Origin of the sequence: Pedobacter jejuensis, from assembly GCF_003725795.1 — a bacterium.
Lineage (GTDB): Bacteria > Bacteroidota > Bacteroidia > Sphingobacteriales > Sphingobacteriaceae > Pedobacter > Pedobacter jejuensis.
In genome coordinates, this window is the sequence record NZ_RBEE01000023.1 from 137950 (window position 1) to 155341 (window position 17392).

The following is a 17392-nucleotide window of genomic DNA, read 5'->3' on the forward strand; positions in this document are numbered from 1 at the left end:
AATAGATATGAAAAATTTATTATCACTACTTGTACTCATCATCATCCTGCAAACAGGTTGTAAAAAGTTTAGTGAGTTTCAAACCGACCCCAATAAATCTACAATTGCTACGCCTGATTTGCTGTTGAATTCTATTGAACAAACGGCTTTCCGCTCATCAAACGTTACCGTTGCTTTCGCATCGCGACAAATGGTTTACACCGATGCAGTTTCTTTAGAGCAATATTATGGTTGGACACGCGGAAGTTACAACGGCTATAACAATTTAAGGCAAGTGATTAAAATGGAGCAAGCTGCAACAAGCCAAAATAAGCCTGAGTATATACCAATTGCGAAATTTTATAAGGCATGGTATTTTCTTCAGCTTACGCAGATGTTTGGCGATATACCATACACACAAGCTTTAAAAGGTGATGAAGCTGTAACAACACCTATCTATGATAAGCAGGAAGATATTTATTTAGGCATTCTAAATGATCTAAAAACCGCCAATAGTCTTATCGCTACTACCACGCCAAATGTTGCCGGCGATATTGTTTACAGTGGAAATATGCAACAATGGAAAAAAGCGATTAACTCGCTCTCGTTAAGGGTACTTTTGAGTTTATCCATTAAAGAAAATGATACCAAACTGGAAGTTAAAAAGCGTTTTGCCGAAATTGTAAACGCACCAGCAACCTATCCAATTATGGTATCAAATACCGATAATGCGCAGCTGAAGTATTATGATTTGCTGAATAACCGTTATCCTTATTTCAATAGCAATGATATGCAAACGGCTTACTATATGGAAGAAACGTTTGTTGATTTATTAAAATCATTAAAAGACAACCGTTTATTTTCATTTGCAGATAAAGCACCTAAATTTTCGAGCCTTGCTGCTACCGATTTTAATGCTTATGGTGGCGCAAAAGGTAGCGCACCTGTTAATGAAAACAATGCCAGAAGTGTTGCTGGAGAATTATCTAAAATAAATCCACGATATTATAACAATCCTGTGAACGAGCCAAGCATAGCGCTTGGTTATGCAGAAGTTCAATTTATATTAGCTGAAGGTGTTACCAGAGGATGGATAGCTGGAAATGCAAATGATTATTATCAAAAAGGAATTCAGGCATCGATGTTATTTTATAATATCAGTCAAACCGCAATTAACAGCTACTTAGCTCAAAGTACGGTTCAATTATCAGCTGGTTCGGGTGCTTTAGCCAATATTCTTACTCAAAAATATATTGCCTCTTTTATGAATAGCGATTGGCAACCTTTTTATGAACAGCGTAGAACCGGAATCCCAACTTTTGATGTTAGTAGTGCTGGTGTGTTAAACAACAAACGTATTCCAAAACGTTGGATGTATCCAGAATCAGAGTTACGCTTAAATCAAGCCAATGTTAGTGGTGCCATAAGTTCACAATATACTGGCGGCGATGATATTAATGGCGTAATGTGGTCTATTAGGCCGTAAAAGTATGGCTGTATTATAAGTAACAAATGTCGTCCAGAACTGTTGAAGAACTTCGACAAGGATTACGAGCTGATTAATTTATGATACAGCCTTTTATTAATTCACCTAAATTGATGCATTTATATTTTCAATATGTATAAGAATTTTTTTGTTGCTGTTTTATTATTTTCAGCTGTGCAGGCAAATGCCCAAAAGGCGAAAAAAACAGTATTTATTATTGCCGATGGTATTCCCGCTGACTTAATTGAACGTTTGGATTTACCAAATATTAAAAAAATTATTACCGATGGAAGTTATACCCGAATGTCGGTTGGTGGAGAAAAAGATGGCTATACTCAAACGCCAACCATATCTGCGGTAGGTTACAACAGCCTGCTTACAGGTACCTGGGTTAATAAACATAATGTGCCTGATAATGATATAAAAGCGCCAAATTATAATTATCACAATATTTTTAGGTTGCTTAAAAATGAATATCCCAATAAAAAAACGGCTATATTTTCTAGCTGGACGGATAATCGAACCAAGCTGCTGGGGCACAATTTAAGTGCGGCAGAGAACTTACAAGTTGATACTTATTTTGATGGTTATGAGTTAGATACGGTTCGGTTTAAGCATGACAGAGCCAGAGAATTTATGCATAAAATAGATGAACAGGTAATTGTAGATGCTGCCAGAACAATTTCCAAAGATGCGCCAGACCTTTCATGGATATATTTAGAATATACGGATGATATGGGTCACATGTACGGTGATAGCCCGCAGTTTGAAATCGCAATAAAAAAGTTAGATGTACAATTAGGCAAAATCTACGATGTGATACAACTGAGAAAGAAAAAGCATAATGAAGATTGGCTAATGATTGTTACTACTGACCACGGTAGAGATGAAAAGACAGGAAAAAACCATGGCGGTCAAACTGCAAGGCAACGTTCTACCTGGATGGTTTCGAATTATAAGCCTTTAAATATTTATGCAAATTATTATCGCCCTGCAATTGTAGATATCATGCCCTCTATAGCCAGGTTTATGAACATCAGTTTACCTAAAGAAGTTAGAGATGAAGTTGACGGAACGCCATTTATTGGTGAGGTTGCTATCGCCCAGGTAGAGGCAAATTATGTACACGGCAATATCGATTTAAATTGGAAAGCTTTAAAAAACGGTGGTAAAGTAAAAATATTTCTCAGCACTACCAATAATTTTAAAACAGGAGGAAAGGATGAATACCATCTTTTACAAGAAGTTAATGTTGCTCAAAAACATGCATTCATTAACATAGAAAAATACCCGTCAGATTTTTATAAGATAGTTTTGGAAACTCCAGAAAATACGGTAAACAAATGGATTGTATTAAATGCTAAAATGAAATAGTCAGGCACACCATATTTCGGAAATGTTTAAAGCTGAACAAGTGAATCTTTTGAGTTTGTCGACCCATTCTGGTGGCTGCTTGTATCTGTGATAATTCGAAAGTCCAGAAAGCCTATCCACTGCGCTAATGGCAAGAGAATGAAGCGATAGTGGGTGGTATCATCGGGATTTTTAGTAGAAATTAAGATTTGATGGAAGAGCGATTTTACCAATGGATTAATTAACTTCAAGCCTGCCTTCGTCCATATTTTTACCAGCGAATTCTAATAGCCATTTCGGAGATAACTCCAAATGCATTCCTCTGGTGTAGCCCCTAGGCTTCACGTTGTAATGCGGTTCTTGGCAATTATGGAAAAGTAAGCTGCCAGGAACGTATTTATGGTGATCATTTTTATTTATTTCAGAAACCTTGCCAGCAATTAGGAAAGTAAAGTAAGCGTTGTCATGATAGTGCCAATCAACGAATTCGTGTGTATATTCTGTGTTGGTGATGATGAGTCCGTCTAATTTTATGGTTTGATCGGTATGACCAAAAAAGTTTCCCGATGTAAGCTTTTCCATTGATGATTTTAGCTTTAAGACGCAAAAAGTAGATTATCGTTACAGCCAGCATGGCTAGTGCGTACCTTACCTATTGACAAGTGTTATAATGGCATTTCAGTACACCTGACCATCAGATGGCTTCCGAAAAAAAATTGATGAGAACGATAATTGAAGTATTTTAAAGGATTTAAAGAAGTCCAAAATGGATTAGTATTCAAATTTCTCGAGTTTCTAAAAATTATCTAACTATTATTCTATCGTTAGATTAAGTTATAGAATCATTTCCATGCTCTAATGAGCGTATGCGTTCCTTATTTTGGTTCATCATTTGTTCGAGTTTTTTCACCGAGGTCTGAAGGTATTTTGTCGATAACAATTTTGAAAGTAAATTAACTACGCGTTCACTTACAAAAAACTGGAATAGGATGATTGTAATAAAAAATATATAATGTGCTAAAACCAGATGATCTTCACTATGCTTTACAGGTAATAGGCCAATTTTGCTGGCTAAATAGTTGAAAAAGAGGGGTACAAGTAAAAGTGGAACTAAATAAGCTAATTGAACCTTAAGACGGTTTGATTTTTCTGCTGTTAAGATATCTTGGGTGTAGCGGGCAAATCTGTAGGTCATAGGTTGCAGCCTGTTGATTTTAGCTTGTTCGAGTTTTTCTAGAGATTTTCCATGTGCGATGTCTGTGCTGCTTATGCGCTCTAGAAGTTCCTGTTCAGCTGCAATTAATTTTTCCTGTTCCTCAACAATTGACTCCTGCTCACTGATAAGTTTTTCCATCAACTCCAAATCGTCGGGTATTCCGCGAATAAGTTTCTGATCGGCAGCAATTATACGATTGTCAACCTGTTTAAATTGTTGCTTCAATCCTTCAATCTTTGACTTGCAGTCTGATTTTTCCACCAGGTAATCTTCTGTGATTGTCTTTAGCGTTGTGCGGTATTCAAGTTCTGAAAGATTGGTTTCATTTATCAGGAAGCTTGAATAGAGCTTCCTCAACGTTTGGTAATTTTCCTTCACGGAAAGCTCTGGTTTGGAAAGGGATCTTTTAAAGTCTTCCAGTTCTGAAAGCGAAAGAGGATTTACAGGCATCGGCAGCATAATAATGTCTAAAAATAGCTAAATTTATCAATTGAGCAGAAACATATCTAGCAAAACAAGGCTAATTCTCTACCTATATTTTCGAAAGTTCAGTGTCGTTGTATTGTTTCTCTAAACCAATTTAATTGCTCCTCCTTTAACCAATTTTTAATTATTTGTTAGTTCCTCAACCTTTTATGCCATTAATTTGATTTTATTGATGGTGCTCTAAGTGCTCAAAATATATATCTGATTTCAACATCTATCGCTATCCAATGTGACGAAAATTTAAACAATTGGCCAATTTAATTTAATCAAAATTTAATCCGTAAAAAACTCACCTGTTATTAATTCCTTACTTGCACTAATTCTAGTTTAACATTTATCGAGCGCCTTATTATCCCTTATAATCTACTTTACCTTGCAGAAATATTACATAGTCTAAGCTCGTTATTAATTATATTTGAATAATTTATTTATATTTAAATAAAAATATTCTAACCAAATGTGTTTTAAGCCTTTTGAATGAGGTTTTGTTATCTGAGCCAAATTAAATGAGAAATTTTCTAATTTTTATTTTTATATTATTTTCTACTGAAACAATAACCAAAGCTGCTGGCCTAGCGCCAAAAACCAAAACCATCTATGTTTCCTCGCAAAGCGGTCAACGCGTAGGTTATGGAGCCAAGCGATTAATGGATGGTTTAATAAAAGCTGGTTTTCAGATTAAATTTACTGTTATTGATTACCAGAATAAAGTGCCAAAAGGAGCTAAAGGAATTGTAATTTCAACAGTTAACGATAAAGTTTTATTTTCTCAATTACCAAATTCAATTAAAAAAAGTGCTTCGGAAGCAGGTAAAGAGGGTTTTTCTATTTCTTACGCTAAAGATGGAAACTTATATATTGTAGGCGCAGATTATTCTGGAACCTTGTACGGCTGTTTGGAATTGGCTGAAAAAATTTCGGAAACGAGGAGTCTTCCAACAAAAATATCCATCACCGATCATCCAGAAATGGTTTTAAGGGGAACTTGTATAGGTTTGCAAAAACCCGATTATCTTCCTAGCCATGATGTTTACGAATACCCTTATACTCCAGAAACTTTTCCATGGCTTTACGATAGATCTTTATGGATAAAGTATTTAGATATGATGGTCGAAAACCGTTACAATTCGCTTTATCTATGGAATGGGCATCCGTTTTCTTCTTTGCTAAGACTAAAGGATTATCCTTACGCAGTTGAGGTAGATGCCGCTACACTAAAAAAAAATGAAGAAATTTTTCAGTTTTTAACACATGAAGCTGACAAACGTGGAATTTGGGTGATACAGATGTTTTATAACATCATTATTCCAAAGCCTTTTGCTGATAAACATGGCTTAAAAACACAAGATAGAAACCGTCCGATTGTTCCTTTAATTGCCGATTATACCAAGAAATCGATTGCTGCATTTGTAGAGAAATATCCAAATGTTGGTTTGATGGTTGCGCTTGGTGAAGCGATGGAAGGTGTTGGTCAAGACGATATCGATTGGTTCACCAAAACCATTATTCCAGGCGTAAAAGATGGATTGAAAGCCGCGGGAATAAACGAAGAGCCACCAATTGTGTTGCGTGCCCATGATACAGATGCACCATCGGTAATGAAGGCCGCTTTGCCGCTTTATAAAAATCTTTATACAGAGAATAAATTTAATGGTGAAGCGCTCACCACGTATGCACCTCGGGGTGCTTGGGCAGAATTGAACAGAAAATTGGCTGATATTGGAACCGTAAATATTTCTAATGTTCATATTCTGGCAAATTTGGAGCCTTTTAGATATGGATCAGCAGATTTTATTCAAAAATCAGTGCAAGCGATGAATAAAATTTATAATGCAAAAGGTTTGCATTTATATCCACAACACAGTTATTGGGATTGGCCTTATGCTGCCGATGATGTGAAAGGGAGGATTTTGGAAGTAGATCGTGACTGGATTTGGTACAAAGAATGGGCAAGGTATGCCTGGAATTCAGATAGAGATCGCCCACAGGAAATTAAATACTGGGGCAAACAACTGGCTGATAAGTATGGGTCGAGTTTAGCCGATGGAAAGTCAATTTTGAATGCATATGAGGAGTCTGGAGAAATTTCCCCTAAACTTTTACGTAGGTTCGGAATTACCGATGGTAACCGCCAAACGCTAACGTTAGGAATGTTGATGACACAGCTAATTAATCCTTATCGTTATGGTGTATTTACGTTGATGTACGAATCTGAAGCACCAGAAGGTGAAATGATTATAGATTACGCAGAAAAGGAATGGAAAAAGCAAGGTCATATTGGCGAAACACCAGTTCAAATTGCAAAAGAAGTTGTTGAACATGGCAAAAAAGCACTGGCTTCTATTAATGAGGTAAGAGCAACTAAGGATACGGCCGAGTTTAATCGGTTGAAAAATGACATGTATTGCTATGATGAAATGGCAAATTTCTATGCTGAGAAAGTGAAATCGGCACTTTGGATATTGCGTTACAAATACAGTAATAATGTTTCAGATTTGGAACAAGCAATACCTTTTCTGCAAAAAAGTGTAGATCATTATACCACCTTGGTTAAATTAAGCGAAGGCAGTTATTTGTATGCCAACAGCATGCAGACCAAACAGAGGAAAATTCCCATGCGTGGCGTTGATAAAACGTTCATTCATTGGAAAGAAATGCTACCTGTTTTTACAAAAGAATTGAACCATTTTAAGCGAAGCATTGATTCCTTAAAATCCGTAAATCCCAATACAGTTGTGAAGATAATGCCATATAAACCTGCAGAAGTAACGGTGATAAACGAGGGAGAAAACTATCTTATTGATAAAAATGTAACGGTTTTTGCTGATACAAATATTCAAATTAAAGAAGTTACCGCAGAATTAATTGGTTTAAAAGGAATTAAGTTAGCTAAGGATAAACAGATAAAAACAGGAACGGAAATAAAATTTACCTCAAAAACTCCTGTTAAATTATTGGTTGGCTTTTTTAATCAAAAGGATCCTAAATACCTGGCCTCACCACAACTGGAAACTGATGCCAGCGCAAATAATTATGGTCAATCGGAAATCAAAATTTCAAATGCCTTGGTTTTGAATGGATTTCCACCTGTAAATGTTCATGCTTACTCTTTTGCAGCTGGTGCGCACACTTTAAATTTAGGCAAGGGTGAGTGTTTGGTGCTGGGTTTTATTAGTGATAAGCAGGAATTAAGGATATTTAATGCGGGTTTGGATGGTCGTGGAAAAGATATAGATTGGTTATTTGAATAATGGTAAACACAAGAAAGACATTAGCAACTGTATTTTTGTTAGCGATAGCAACAATTGGCTTTGCGCAACAGAAATCTATTTTAGGCACAGAGAAATTGAAGAAATATGTGGAGTATTTTAATTCGATAGATACTGAAGCTGTAAAAAACCATGTGCCCAATGCAGCGGCTTTTTCATGGTTGGCAGATCAAACACCATTGTTTGAATGCCCAGATTCGGTTCTGGAGCAAAATTACTATTATCGCTGGTGGACGTATAGAAAACATCTCGTTAAAACGCCAGAGGGATATATTTTTACAGAATTTATCGAGCCAGTTAAACATGCTGGTAAATACAACTCCATCAGCTGTGCATTGGGTCACCATATTTACGAGGGCAGGTGGCTAAAGGATAACAGCTATTTAAAGGACTATATAAAATTCTGGCTTTATAAAGCTGATGCTGGACAAACAAAACAACGTTTTCATCAATTTAGCAGTTGGATAGATGATGCAGTTTATAAAAACTACCTGGTTAAACCTGATCAAGCTTTTCTAAAGGAAATTTTGCCAGCATTGGATAGAGATTATGAAAAATGGGAAAATGAAAGACAATTGAAAAATGGTTTATTCTGGCAGAATGATGTAAAGGATGGGATGGAAGAATCGATTAGTGGTTCTAGAAAAGACCAAAATCAGCGGCCAACCATCAATAGTTATATGTATGGGAACGCGATTGCTTTAAGTAAGATTGCTGAAATGTTCGATGATCAATCTTTGGTCTCAAAATATCAAAGTAAAGCAGTGGCAATTAAAAAACTTGTTCAGGATAGTTTGTGGAATGCTTCATCGTCGTTCTTCGAAACCAGAAAAGCCAAAAATGGTTTAGCAAATGTGCGTGAGGCAATCGGTTTTACGCCTTGGGATTTCAGTCTGCCTGACGATAAGCCGATTTATGCAAAAGCCTGGAATCAACTTTTAGATACCGCAGGTTTTGATGCGCCGTGGGGGTTAACCACTGCTGAGCGAAGAGATTCGACTTTCAGAACACGTGGCACAGGTCATAGTTGCGAATGGGATGGAGCACTTTGGCCATTTGCCACTTCTCAAACCTTAAAAGGATTATCAACATTGCTCACGAATTATAAAAATCATGGTAAAATGAATGCTGAAGTTTTTTATAACGAATTGCATCAATATGCTGCATCACATATTAAAAATGGCAAGCCTTATATTGGCGAATATCAGGATGAAAAAACGGGAGAGTGGTTAAAAGGCGATAACCCAAGGAGTAGTTTTTATAATCATTCTACATTTAATGATTTAATCATTAATGATTTGATTGGGATTAAACCACGCGAAGATAACATTCTGGAAATTTATCCATTAATTCCTAAAAACCAATGGGATTGGTTTATACTCGATAATGTTTCATATCATGGCAAGATAGTTACTGTATTATGGGATAAAACAGGTCTTAAATATAGTAAAGGCAAGGGTTTTCATCTTTTTGTAGATGGTAAGAAAATTTATCAATCAAAAACGATGAAACCTGTAAAAGTTCCCATGAACTAGTAAATAAAATAATTAAAGATGTTTAGGATATTCAATAGGGCTTTCAAATTTTCAATCTTACTTGTGTTATTATTGGGCTATTCTCTTTTTTTAAATGCTCAATCCTTTTACAATGTTTTAAAATACGGAGCCAAAAACGACAGCAGTAAATTGGCAACAACCGCCATTAGCAATGCTATTAAAGCCGCATCCAAAGCCGGCGGTGGTACGGTTTATTTCCCTGCTGGAAAATATTTAACTGGTGCTATTCACCTCAGGAGTAATATTACCATCTTTATTGATGCTGGTGCAGAAATACATTTTAGCGATAATTTTGATGATTATTTGCCTATGGTTAAAAGCAGGTATGAAGGTGTTGATGTAACTTCATTTTCGCCTCTTTTCTACGCCTACAAAGTTGAAAATATTTCGATAATTGGTAGGGGCTTAATTGATGGACATGGAAAAAAATGGTGGGATTTTGTAGAAGGATATAAAGAAGGTCAGCCTCGTTCGAAATGGCAAACTACTTTTGATGAATTAAATAAAGATATTTTACTACCTGATGATGCAAAGCAAATGAAGCGTGGATTTCTTCGTCCGCCTTTTATACAGCCTATGTTTTGCAAGAATATCATAATCAATGGAATAACCATAAAAAATTCTCCTTTCTGGACCATTAACCCAGAATTTTGTGAGAATATTAAAATTCATGCCGTAACCATCAGTAATCCACATTCGCCAAATACAGATGGAATTAATCCTGAATCTTGTAAAAATGTTCATATATCCGATTGCCACATCAGTGTAGGCGATGATTGCATTACCATAAAATCTGGTAAGGATGCGCCGGGTAGAAAAATGGCAATCCCTGCAGAAAATTATACCATAACAAATTGTACGATGTTATCTGGCCATGGTGGCGTTGTTATTGGTAGCGAAATGTCTGGCGATGTTAGAAAAATTGCCATTTCAAATTGTGTATTTGATGGAACCGACCGGGGTATCAGAATTAAAACTGCAAGAGGGCGGGGAGGAGTTGTAGAAGATATTAGAGTAAGCAATATCATCATGAAAAACATTGGTCAGCAGGCAATTGTATTGGACATGCAATATACAAAAACCAATCCTGAACCCGTTTCCGAGCGAACACCAAAGTTTAGAAACATCCATTTCAGTAATATAACCGGGCAGGTTAATCAAGCGGGTTACTTAAATGGATTGGAAGAAATGCCGATAGAAAATATTACGTTTAATGATATCAATATGGATGCAAAAACTGGTTTTAGTATTGGATATGCAAGCAGAATCGAATTTCATAATGTAGAAGTCAACACTGAAATTGGTGCTGCGCTTTCGGCATCTAACGTAAATAATTTAACCATTGATAATTTCAAAACCTACACGCCACTAGTAAAATCTGCAGTTATCGACTTAAAAAATGTTAGTGATGTTTTTCTATATAATGCTTTTCCGACTTTAGGAACCAACACTTATTTGAGGTTAAGTGGCGATAAAACTAAAAACATTTCTATTGGTAATAATAATTTTAATAACGCTAAAAAGGGTGTTGTTAAAGAGCAAGAAGTCGCAGAAAATGTTAGGGTAATTTCTGGCGATAAGGGACAATAATAAATTTAGATGGCAGGATTAAATGTGAATCTTTCTTGGAGGCTGCTTATATGCATTGCTTTGATGTTGCTAAATTTTAATGTTTATGCACAGAAGAATACATCATTATGGTACACCAAACCTGCAGAGAAATGGACTGATGCCTTACCAATAGGGAATGGGCGTTTGGGAGCAATGATTTTTGGTGGTGTAGATAATGATCACATTCAATTTAACGAAGAAACCCTTTGGACAGGGAAGCCAAGAAATTACAATAAAAAAGGCGCATCTGCTTATCTACCACAAATTAGAAAATTACTATCAGCAGGTAGACAAAAAGAAGCAGAAGATTTAGCCCAGAAAGAGTTTATGGGGCTACAAAGTGAAACCGGAGATAGAGCAAAGTGGGTTAGAGAAATGCAATCTGAAAAACGGATTAAAGGAGATCCATCGCTCCCAAATTTTGATGATAGCAAATGGAAAACCCTTCAGGTTCCATCTTATGAAGGTTGGGAATTGGTTGGATTGGCTAATGTAGATGGTGCTGTATGGTTTAGAACAACATTTATGGTTCCGGCAAGTTGGCTTGGTAAAAATTTAGTTTTGGATTTGAACCGCATTCGCGATCAGGATTTCACCTATATCAACGGTGCTTTGGTGGGTAATACAGATAACCTCGAACCCAGAAAATACATTATTCCTGCTGAACACATCAAAGCTGGTACAAACTCAATTGCTATTCTGGTTTTAAACTATTTTGACAAGGGCGGAATAGCTGGCTTCAAGGATACCAAGAGACACATTGGAATTTTCCCAGAAGGTTCAAATGTCGAAAATGGTGTATCATTAGTTAAGCAATGGAAATATAAAATTCAGGATGAAAACCCGCCCGAAGTTCCACAATACCAGGCAAGCTATCAGCCATTTGGTGATTTAAACCTAACGTTTAAGCATGGTAAAAATCAAATAACCAATTATAAACGTTCCTTAGATTTAACGACAGCGATTGCAAAAACTACTTATTCAGCCAGTGGAATTACTTATTACAGATCGTATTTTGCTAGTGAACCTAGTCAGGCAGTTGTTATCCATTTAACGGCAAGTAAAACCAAATCTATCACCGTTGATGCAGCATTATCAAGCATTCATCAAAAATCGCAGGTAAAAACATTAAGCAAAAATTCTATTGCGCTACACATAACCGTAAAAAATGGTGCTTTAAATGGTGAAAGTTGGTTAAAAGTAGAAACGAAAAATGGTTCTATTAAAATCCTTAACAATAAAGTTAGCATTGTCGGTGCCAATGAAGTTACATTTTATTTAACTGCAGCAACTAATTTTGTAAACACGAATAATGTTTCTGGCAACCCTAATTTAATAAATTATAGCCGTCAATTGGGTCTTAAAAGTAATAGTTATGAAATTGTTAAGCAAAAACACATTCAAGAATATCAATCTTATTTTAACACACTCAGTGTAAATTTCGGGTCTTCTGTTAATGATAAGTTGCCAACTGACTTACGTCTGGAACAATTTTCTACATCTATCGATCCATCGTTTGCAGGTTTGTACATGCAGTATGGAAGATATTTGTTGATTTCAAGTTCGCGGCCAGGAACTCAGCCTGCCAATTTGCAGGGCATTTGGAATGATTTGCTTACACCACCCTGGGGTAGTAAATATACCACAAACATTAATATGGAGATGAATTATTGGCCATCAGAAATTTTAAATTTATCTCGGTTAAATGAACCACTATTTAAAAAAACTGAAAGTTTATCTCTGGCAGGAAAAGAAACGGCCAATGAATATTACAACGCCAAAGGTTGGGTTCTGCACCATAATACAGATATATGGGACGGTACAGCGCCTATCAATGCCTCCAATCATGGGATTTGGGTAACAGGCGGCGGTTGGTTAAGTCAGCATTTATGGGAACATTATTTATTTACGCAGGATAAAAAATTTCTGAAAGCAGAGGCCTATCCCTTAATGAAAGGCGCAGCAATATTCTTTAATGATTTTTTGGTAAAAGATGAAAAAACTGGATGGCTTATCAGCACACCATCAAATTCGCCAGAAAACGGAGGATTAGTCGCTGGCCCAACAATGGACCATCAAATCATCAGAACACTTTTTAAAAATTGTATTGAAGCATCGAAAGTGTTAGGAGAGGATGAAGAGTTTAGCAAAATGCTTGCACAGAAGGTTGCCCAAATTGCACCAAATCAAATCGGTAAGTTCGGGCAATTGCAGGAATGGTTAGAAGATAAAGATGATACGACCAACAAACACCGTCATGTTTCGCATTTATGGGGCGTTTTCCCTGGAGATGATATTACCTGGGAGAAGGATAAAAAAATGATGGAAGCAGCTCGGCAGTCATTATTATATCGTGGTGATGATGCAACAGGATGGAGCTTGGCATGGAAAATTAATTTCTGGGCAAGATTTAAGGATGGCGATCATGCCATGAAACTAATTAAACTATTGCTTAAACCGGCTCAAAATGGAGCGGGTTCTTATTTAAATTTATTTGATGCGCATCCACCATTTCAAATTGATGGAAACTTTGGCGGTGCCGCCGGGATTGCCGAAATGATAATGCAAAGCCATCAAGGCTATATTGAAATTTTGCCTGCGTTGCCTGTAGAATTACCTTTTGGAGATATAAAAGGTTTTTGCGCAAGGGGTGGCTTCATTGTCGATTTGATTTGGGATAAAGGAAAGTTAATTGCCTTAAACATAAAATCAACAGTGGGTGGAGCATGTAGGATCAAATATAAAGATAAGCTAACTAGTATAAACACAAAAGCTGGCGAGACATACAGTTTTAACGGAGATTTAAGGTTGCTATGAAGGATTTGAAAAAATTAGCTGTGAAGACTTTTGAAATTTCCACACAAGTTCTTTGGAAGATTTACGAAGTTTCCGATCGCTTAGGCCTTTTAAACTTCCTAAGTGTAGCATGGCGCAGAAGCCTGATAAATTTTTTATTCCTATTTCTATCAATTCCAATTTCAGCTCAAATCAGAAAAGATATTTCATTAAATGCAGATTGGGTTAGCATCGCAGATGAAAAGAATATTAATGCTTTTGCTGGTTTTGAAAATGAAACCTACAACACAGCCCATTGGAAAAAAATCAGCGTTCCGCATAACTGGGATCAATATGAAGGTTACCAGCGAAAACTGCATGGCAACAAACATGGCTACGCTTGGTATCGTAAAACATTCAAGAGCAATGAAATTAGGCAAGGAAAAAGATTTTTTCTATATTTTGAAGGTGTAGGTTCTTACTCTACAATTTGGCTAAATGGTAAAAAAGTTGGTTTTCATGCAGGTGGAAGAACTACTTTTACCTTGGATGTAACTGCAAATATCAAATTAAATAATCAAAATAATGTTTTAGCTCTGAGAGCAGATCATCCAGCAAATATTCAGGATTTACCCTGGGTCGATGGCGGTTGTTCTACCGAACGCGGTTTTTCTGAAGGTTCGCAACCTATGGGAATTTTCAGACCAGTGCACTTAGTTGTAACCAGCGAGGCAAGGATTCAACCGTTTGGTGTTCACATCTGGAATGATGATAAAATATCCAAAAAACTTGCAGTCTTAAACATCGAAACTACTTTAAAAAATTATGGTGTCAAACCAAAATCTCTAATTATAATTTCTCAACTGATAGATAAAACAGGAAACGTTATAAAAGAATTAAAAGCTTCCAGGTATATTGCTGTAGGGAAAGAAATCTTCATTTCTCAACAAATCGATGACCTGAATAATCCAAAACTTTGGTCGCTCGAAAATCCATACCTCTACACCTTAAATACAAAAGTTATTGAAAATGGCAAGCTTGTAGATGAAATTAAAACACCTTACGGCATCCGATGGATAAGCTGGCCAATAGGAGATAAAGCCAATCAAAAGCAATTCTTTTTAAACGGAAAGCCAGTTTTTATAAACGGGATTGCAGAATATGAACATCTGATTGGTCAAAGCCATGCATTTTCGCCTGAGCAAATAAAGTCAAGAGTGATGCAAATTAAGTCGGCCGGATTTAATGCATTTCGTGATGCACATCAACCTCATAATTTGTTATACTCAGATTATTGGGATAAGCTAGGTGTTTTATGTTGGACGCAAATGGCAGCACACATTTGGTATGATACACCAGAATTTAGAAATAACTTTAAATCGCTTTTAACAGATTGGGTAAAGGAACGAAGAAATAGCCCCGCTGTGGTTTTATGGGGATTAGAAAATGAGAGTACCTTGCCCGAAGATTTTGCTAAAGAATGTACCGAACTGATTAGAAAGTTAGATCCAACCGCTTCATCTCAACGCAAAGTTACAACGTGTAATGGAGGTAAAGGAACCGATTGGGATGTGCCGCAAAACTGGACAGGAACCTACGGTGGTAATCCTTTAACCTATGGTGATGATTTGCAGAAACAGGTTTTAGTTGGGGAGTATGGTGCCTGGAGAACCATCGATTTACATCATTTAAATCCTGGCGAAAAAGGTTATACAGAAAACAACATGACTAGTTTAATGGAAACGAAAGTTCGTTTGGCAGAATCAGTTAGAGATAAAACAGCAGGACATTTTTTTTGGCTTTATAGCTCTCACGATAATCCTGGAAGGGTACAGGGCGGTGAAGGGCTTCGGGATTTAGATAGAATCGGACCAGTTAACTATAAAGGTATGTTTACCCCTTGGGAAGAACCAACGGATATTTATTATATGTTCAGGGCGAATTACGCTCCAAATAAAACCGAACCAATGGTTTATATAGTATCGCACACCTGGCCGAATAGATGGACTAAATCTGGAATAAAAGATAGCATTGTTGTTTATTCAAATTGCGATGAAGTAGAACTGTTTAATGATGTAAATAATAAATCGTTAGGAAGAAAAATTCGGGCTGGAATTGGTACACATTTTCAATGGAATAAGCCAGATATAGCTTATAACCTGCTTTATGCTATTGGCTATGTTGATGGAAAAGCAGTTGCCAAAGATTATATTATATTAAATAATTTACCTGAGGCGCCCAATTCCAATAAACTAACAGCTGATAAAAATATCTTTAAGGCAAACCCAGATTATAATTACCTGTATAGAATAAATTGCGGCGGACCAGATTATAAAGATAGATACGGAAATCTATGGTATAAAGACCAGCAAATGGAAAATGATGTAAATTATGGCTCAACCTCATGGACTGCTGCATTTACCGGAGTTCCGGATTTTTTTGCAAGCCAGCGCAGAACCTTTTCTCCAATAAACGGTACCAAAGATTGGAACCTTTTCCAAACCTTTCGGTATGGTAGAGACCAGCTTAAATTTGAATTTACAGTACCAAAGGACGGAGAATACTTGGTTGATATGTATTTTATCGAACCTTGGCTGGGTATAGGTGGTGGTATTAATGCTCAAGGAATGCGTTTGTTTGATGTTGCCGTAAACAATAAAATAGTAATAAAGGATTTAGATATTTGGAAAGAAGTTGGAACAAACTCGCTTTTTAAAAAAACGGTCAAGGTTTTTGCTAAATCGGGTAATTTGACCATATCTTTTCCCAACGTAAAAGTTGGCCAAGCTTTAATTTCGGCAATTTCAATTGCTAGTTTAGATAAATCACTTAAGATTGTTCCTAAAAGTAATGCATTGATTTCATCAGATAAAAATTTTAAATCTTCAAGCTGGATGGATATTGGTGATGAACAATATCTGGATAATAACATCAAATTGACTGAATTACCGCCTAATTTCTACGGTGCAGAGTGGATTCAATCAAAGTTAAAACATCAAAAATTTAGCTTCCGCGTTAATAAAGAAGCTGACGTATTTATAGGAATTAAGGAGGGAAATACCGATACATTTATTGGCTTTGAGGACACAAAAACCTTTGTAAAAAACAGTGCGGAGCAAAGTTTCAAAGTTTATAGAAAGAGGTGTGCAAAGGGAGAAAATGTTGATCTGGATGAGAACATTTCAATAGTTGCCATAATACCACCAAGCAATTTAGAGCCTGCATACGATTTGAAAACAGTTACAAGTTATAAAGCTACTGATGCAACCATAATTGGTGATGGTTTGGTAAAAGAAGAATTTTTAAATAAACAGCGAGTTGTTTTTACCGGCACAAATAAAGATGTTTTAGAATTTAAAATTGGAGTGGGCGTAGCCGATACCTATTCGCTAACCATTAAATATCATAATCCTGGTGATAAACCTTTAAAAGCTAAACTTGAATTTTCATCTGCTGATGGCACCGGAATGAAAACGGAAAATGCCGAATTTGTACCAACTAAGGATGGAAAATGGAATTATTTCAATACCAATACGGGCAGCATGATAAACGCTGGAAGTTACAAGCTAAGGATAATTGCTACAGAAAGCAAAGGTTTATTTATCGATGCTCTTGATGTTCAATAAGGTAATATGATATAGTTTATAGCCAAAATCTTATA

Annotated in this window: 9 protein-coding genes; 7 read left to right on the forward strand and 2 right to left on the reverse strand. The window is 36.3% G+C overall.

All coding sequences use genetic code 11. From position 1 onward, the window contains the following. The first annotated feature begins 7 nt into the window (after positions 1-7). Together D7004_RS11450 and D7004_RS11455 are read left to right on the forward strand one after the other, a co-directional pair. The gene (locus D7004_RS11450; RefSeq protein ID WP_123205997.1) at positions 8-1465 is read left to right on the forward strand and encodes a SusD/RagB family nutrient-binding outer membrane lipoprotein; all 1458 of its coding nucleotides are present in this window, start codon (positions 8-10) and stop codon (positions 1463-1465) included. Between the two features lie 132 nt (positions 1466-1597). Further along, positions 1598-2839 (forward strand): alkaline phosphatase family protein, encoded by a 1242-nt coding sequence (locus D7004_RS11455; protein ID WP_123205998.1) that lies wholly within the window; start codon positions 1598-1600, stop codon positions 2837-2839. 216 nt (positions 2840-3055) lie between these two features. Here D7004_RS11455 and D7004_RS11460 read toward each other — a convergent pair whose 3' ends face one another. Both D7004_RS11460 and D7004_RS11465 read right to left on the reverse strand, forming a co-directional pair. Continuing rightward, positions 3056-3400, reverse strand: a complete 345-nt coding sequence (locus tag D7004_RS11460; protein ID WP_123205999.1) for a hypothetical protein — start codon at positions 3398-3400, stop codon at positions 3056-3058. A gap of 247 nt (positions 3401-3647) precedes the next feature. Continuing rightward, the gene (locus D7004_RS11465) at positions 3648-4493 is read right to left on the reverse strand and encodes a hypothetical protein (RefSeq protein WP_123206000.1); all 846 of its coding nucleotides are present in this window, start codon (positions 4491-4493) and stop codon (positions 3648-3650) included. A 533-nt stretch (positions 4494-5026) separates the two neighbouring features. On the opposite strand from D7004_RS11465, the gene D7004_RS11470 reads away from it, so the two are divergent. Genes D7004_RS11470 through D7004_RS11490 form a run of 5 tightly spaced genes read left to right on the forward strand, consistent with a single transcriptional unit; the run spans position 5027 to position 17357 of the window. Then, the gene (locus D7004_RS11470) at positions 5027-7771 is read left to right on the forward strand and encodes an alpha-d-galacturonidase (RefSeq protein ID WP_123206001.1); all 2745 of its coding nucleotides are present in this window, start codon (positions 5027-5029) and stop codon (positions 7769-7771) included. Beyond that, a complete protein-coding gene (locus D7004_RS11475; RefSeq protein ID WP_244214308.1) occupies positions 7771-9324 on the forward strand; it encodes an MGH1-like glycoside hydrolase domain-containing protein in 1554 nt (517 codons plus the stop codon). The genes D7004_RS11470 and D7004_RS11475 overlap by 1 nt, the downstream gene beginning before the upstream one ends. 18 nt (positions 9325-9342) lie before the next feature. After that, on the forward strand, positions 9343-10935 hold the full coding sequence (locus tag D7004_RS11480) for a glycoside hydrolase family 28 protein (protein ID WP_123206003.1): 1593 nt from the start codon (positions 9343-9345) through the stop codon (positions 10933-10935). Positions 10936-10944: 9 nt separating this feature from the next. Then, entirely contained in the window at positions 10945-13773 is a 2829-nt protein-coding gene (locus D7004_RS11485) for a glycoside hydrolase family 95 protein (RefSeq protein WP_167459481.1), read from the forward strand. A gap of 20 nt (positions 13774-13793) precedes the next feature. Further along, positions 13794-17357, forward strand: coding sequence for a malectin domain-containing carbohydrate-binding protein (locus D7004_RS11490; protein ID WP_244214309.1), 3564 nt, complete (start codon positions 13794-13796; stop codon positions 17355-17357). Positions 17358-17392: the final 35 nt, after the last annotated feature.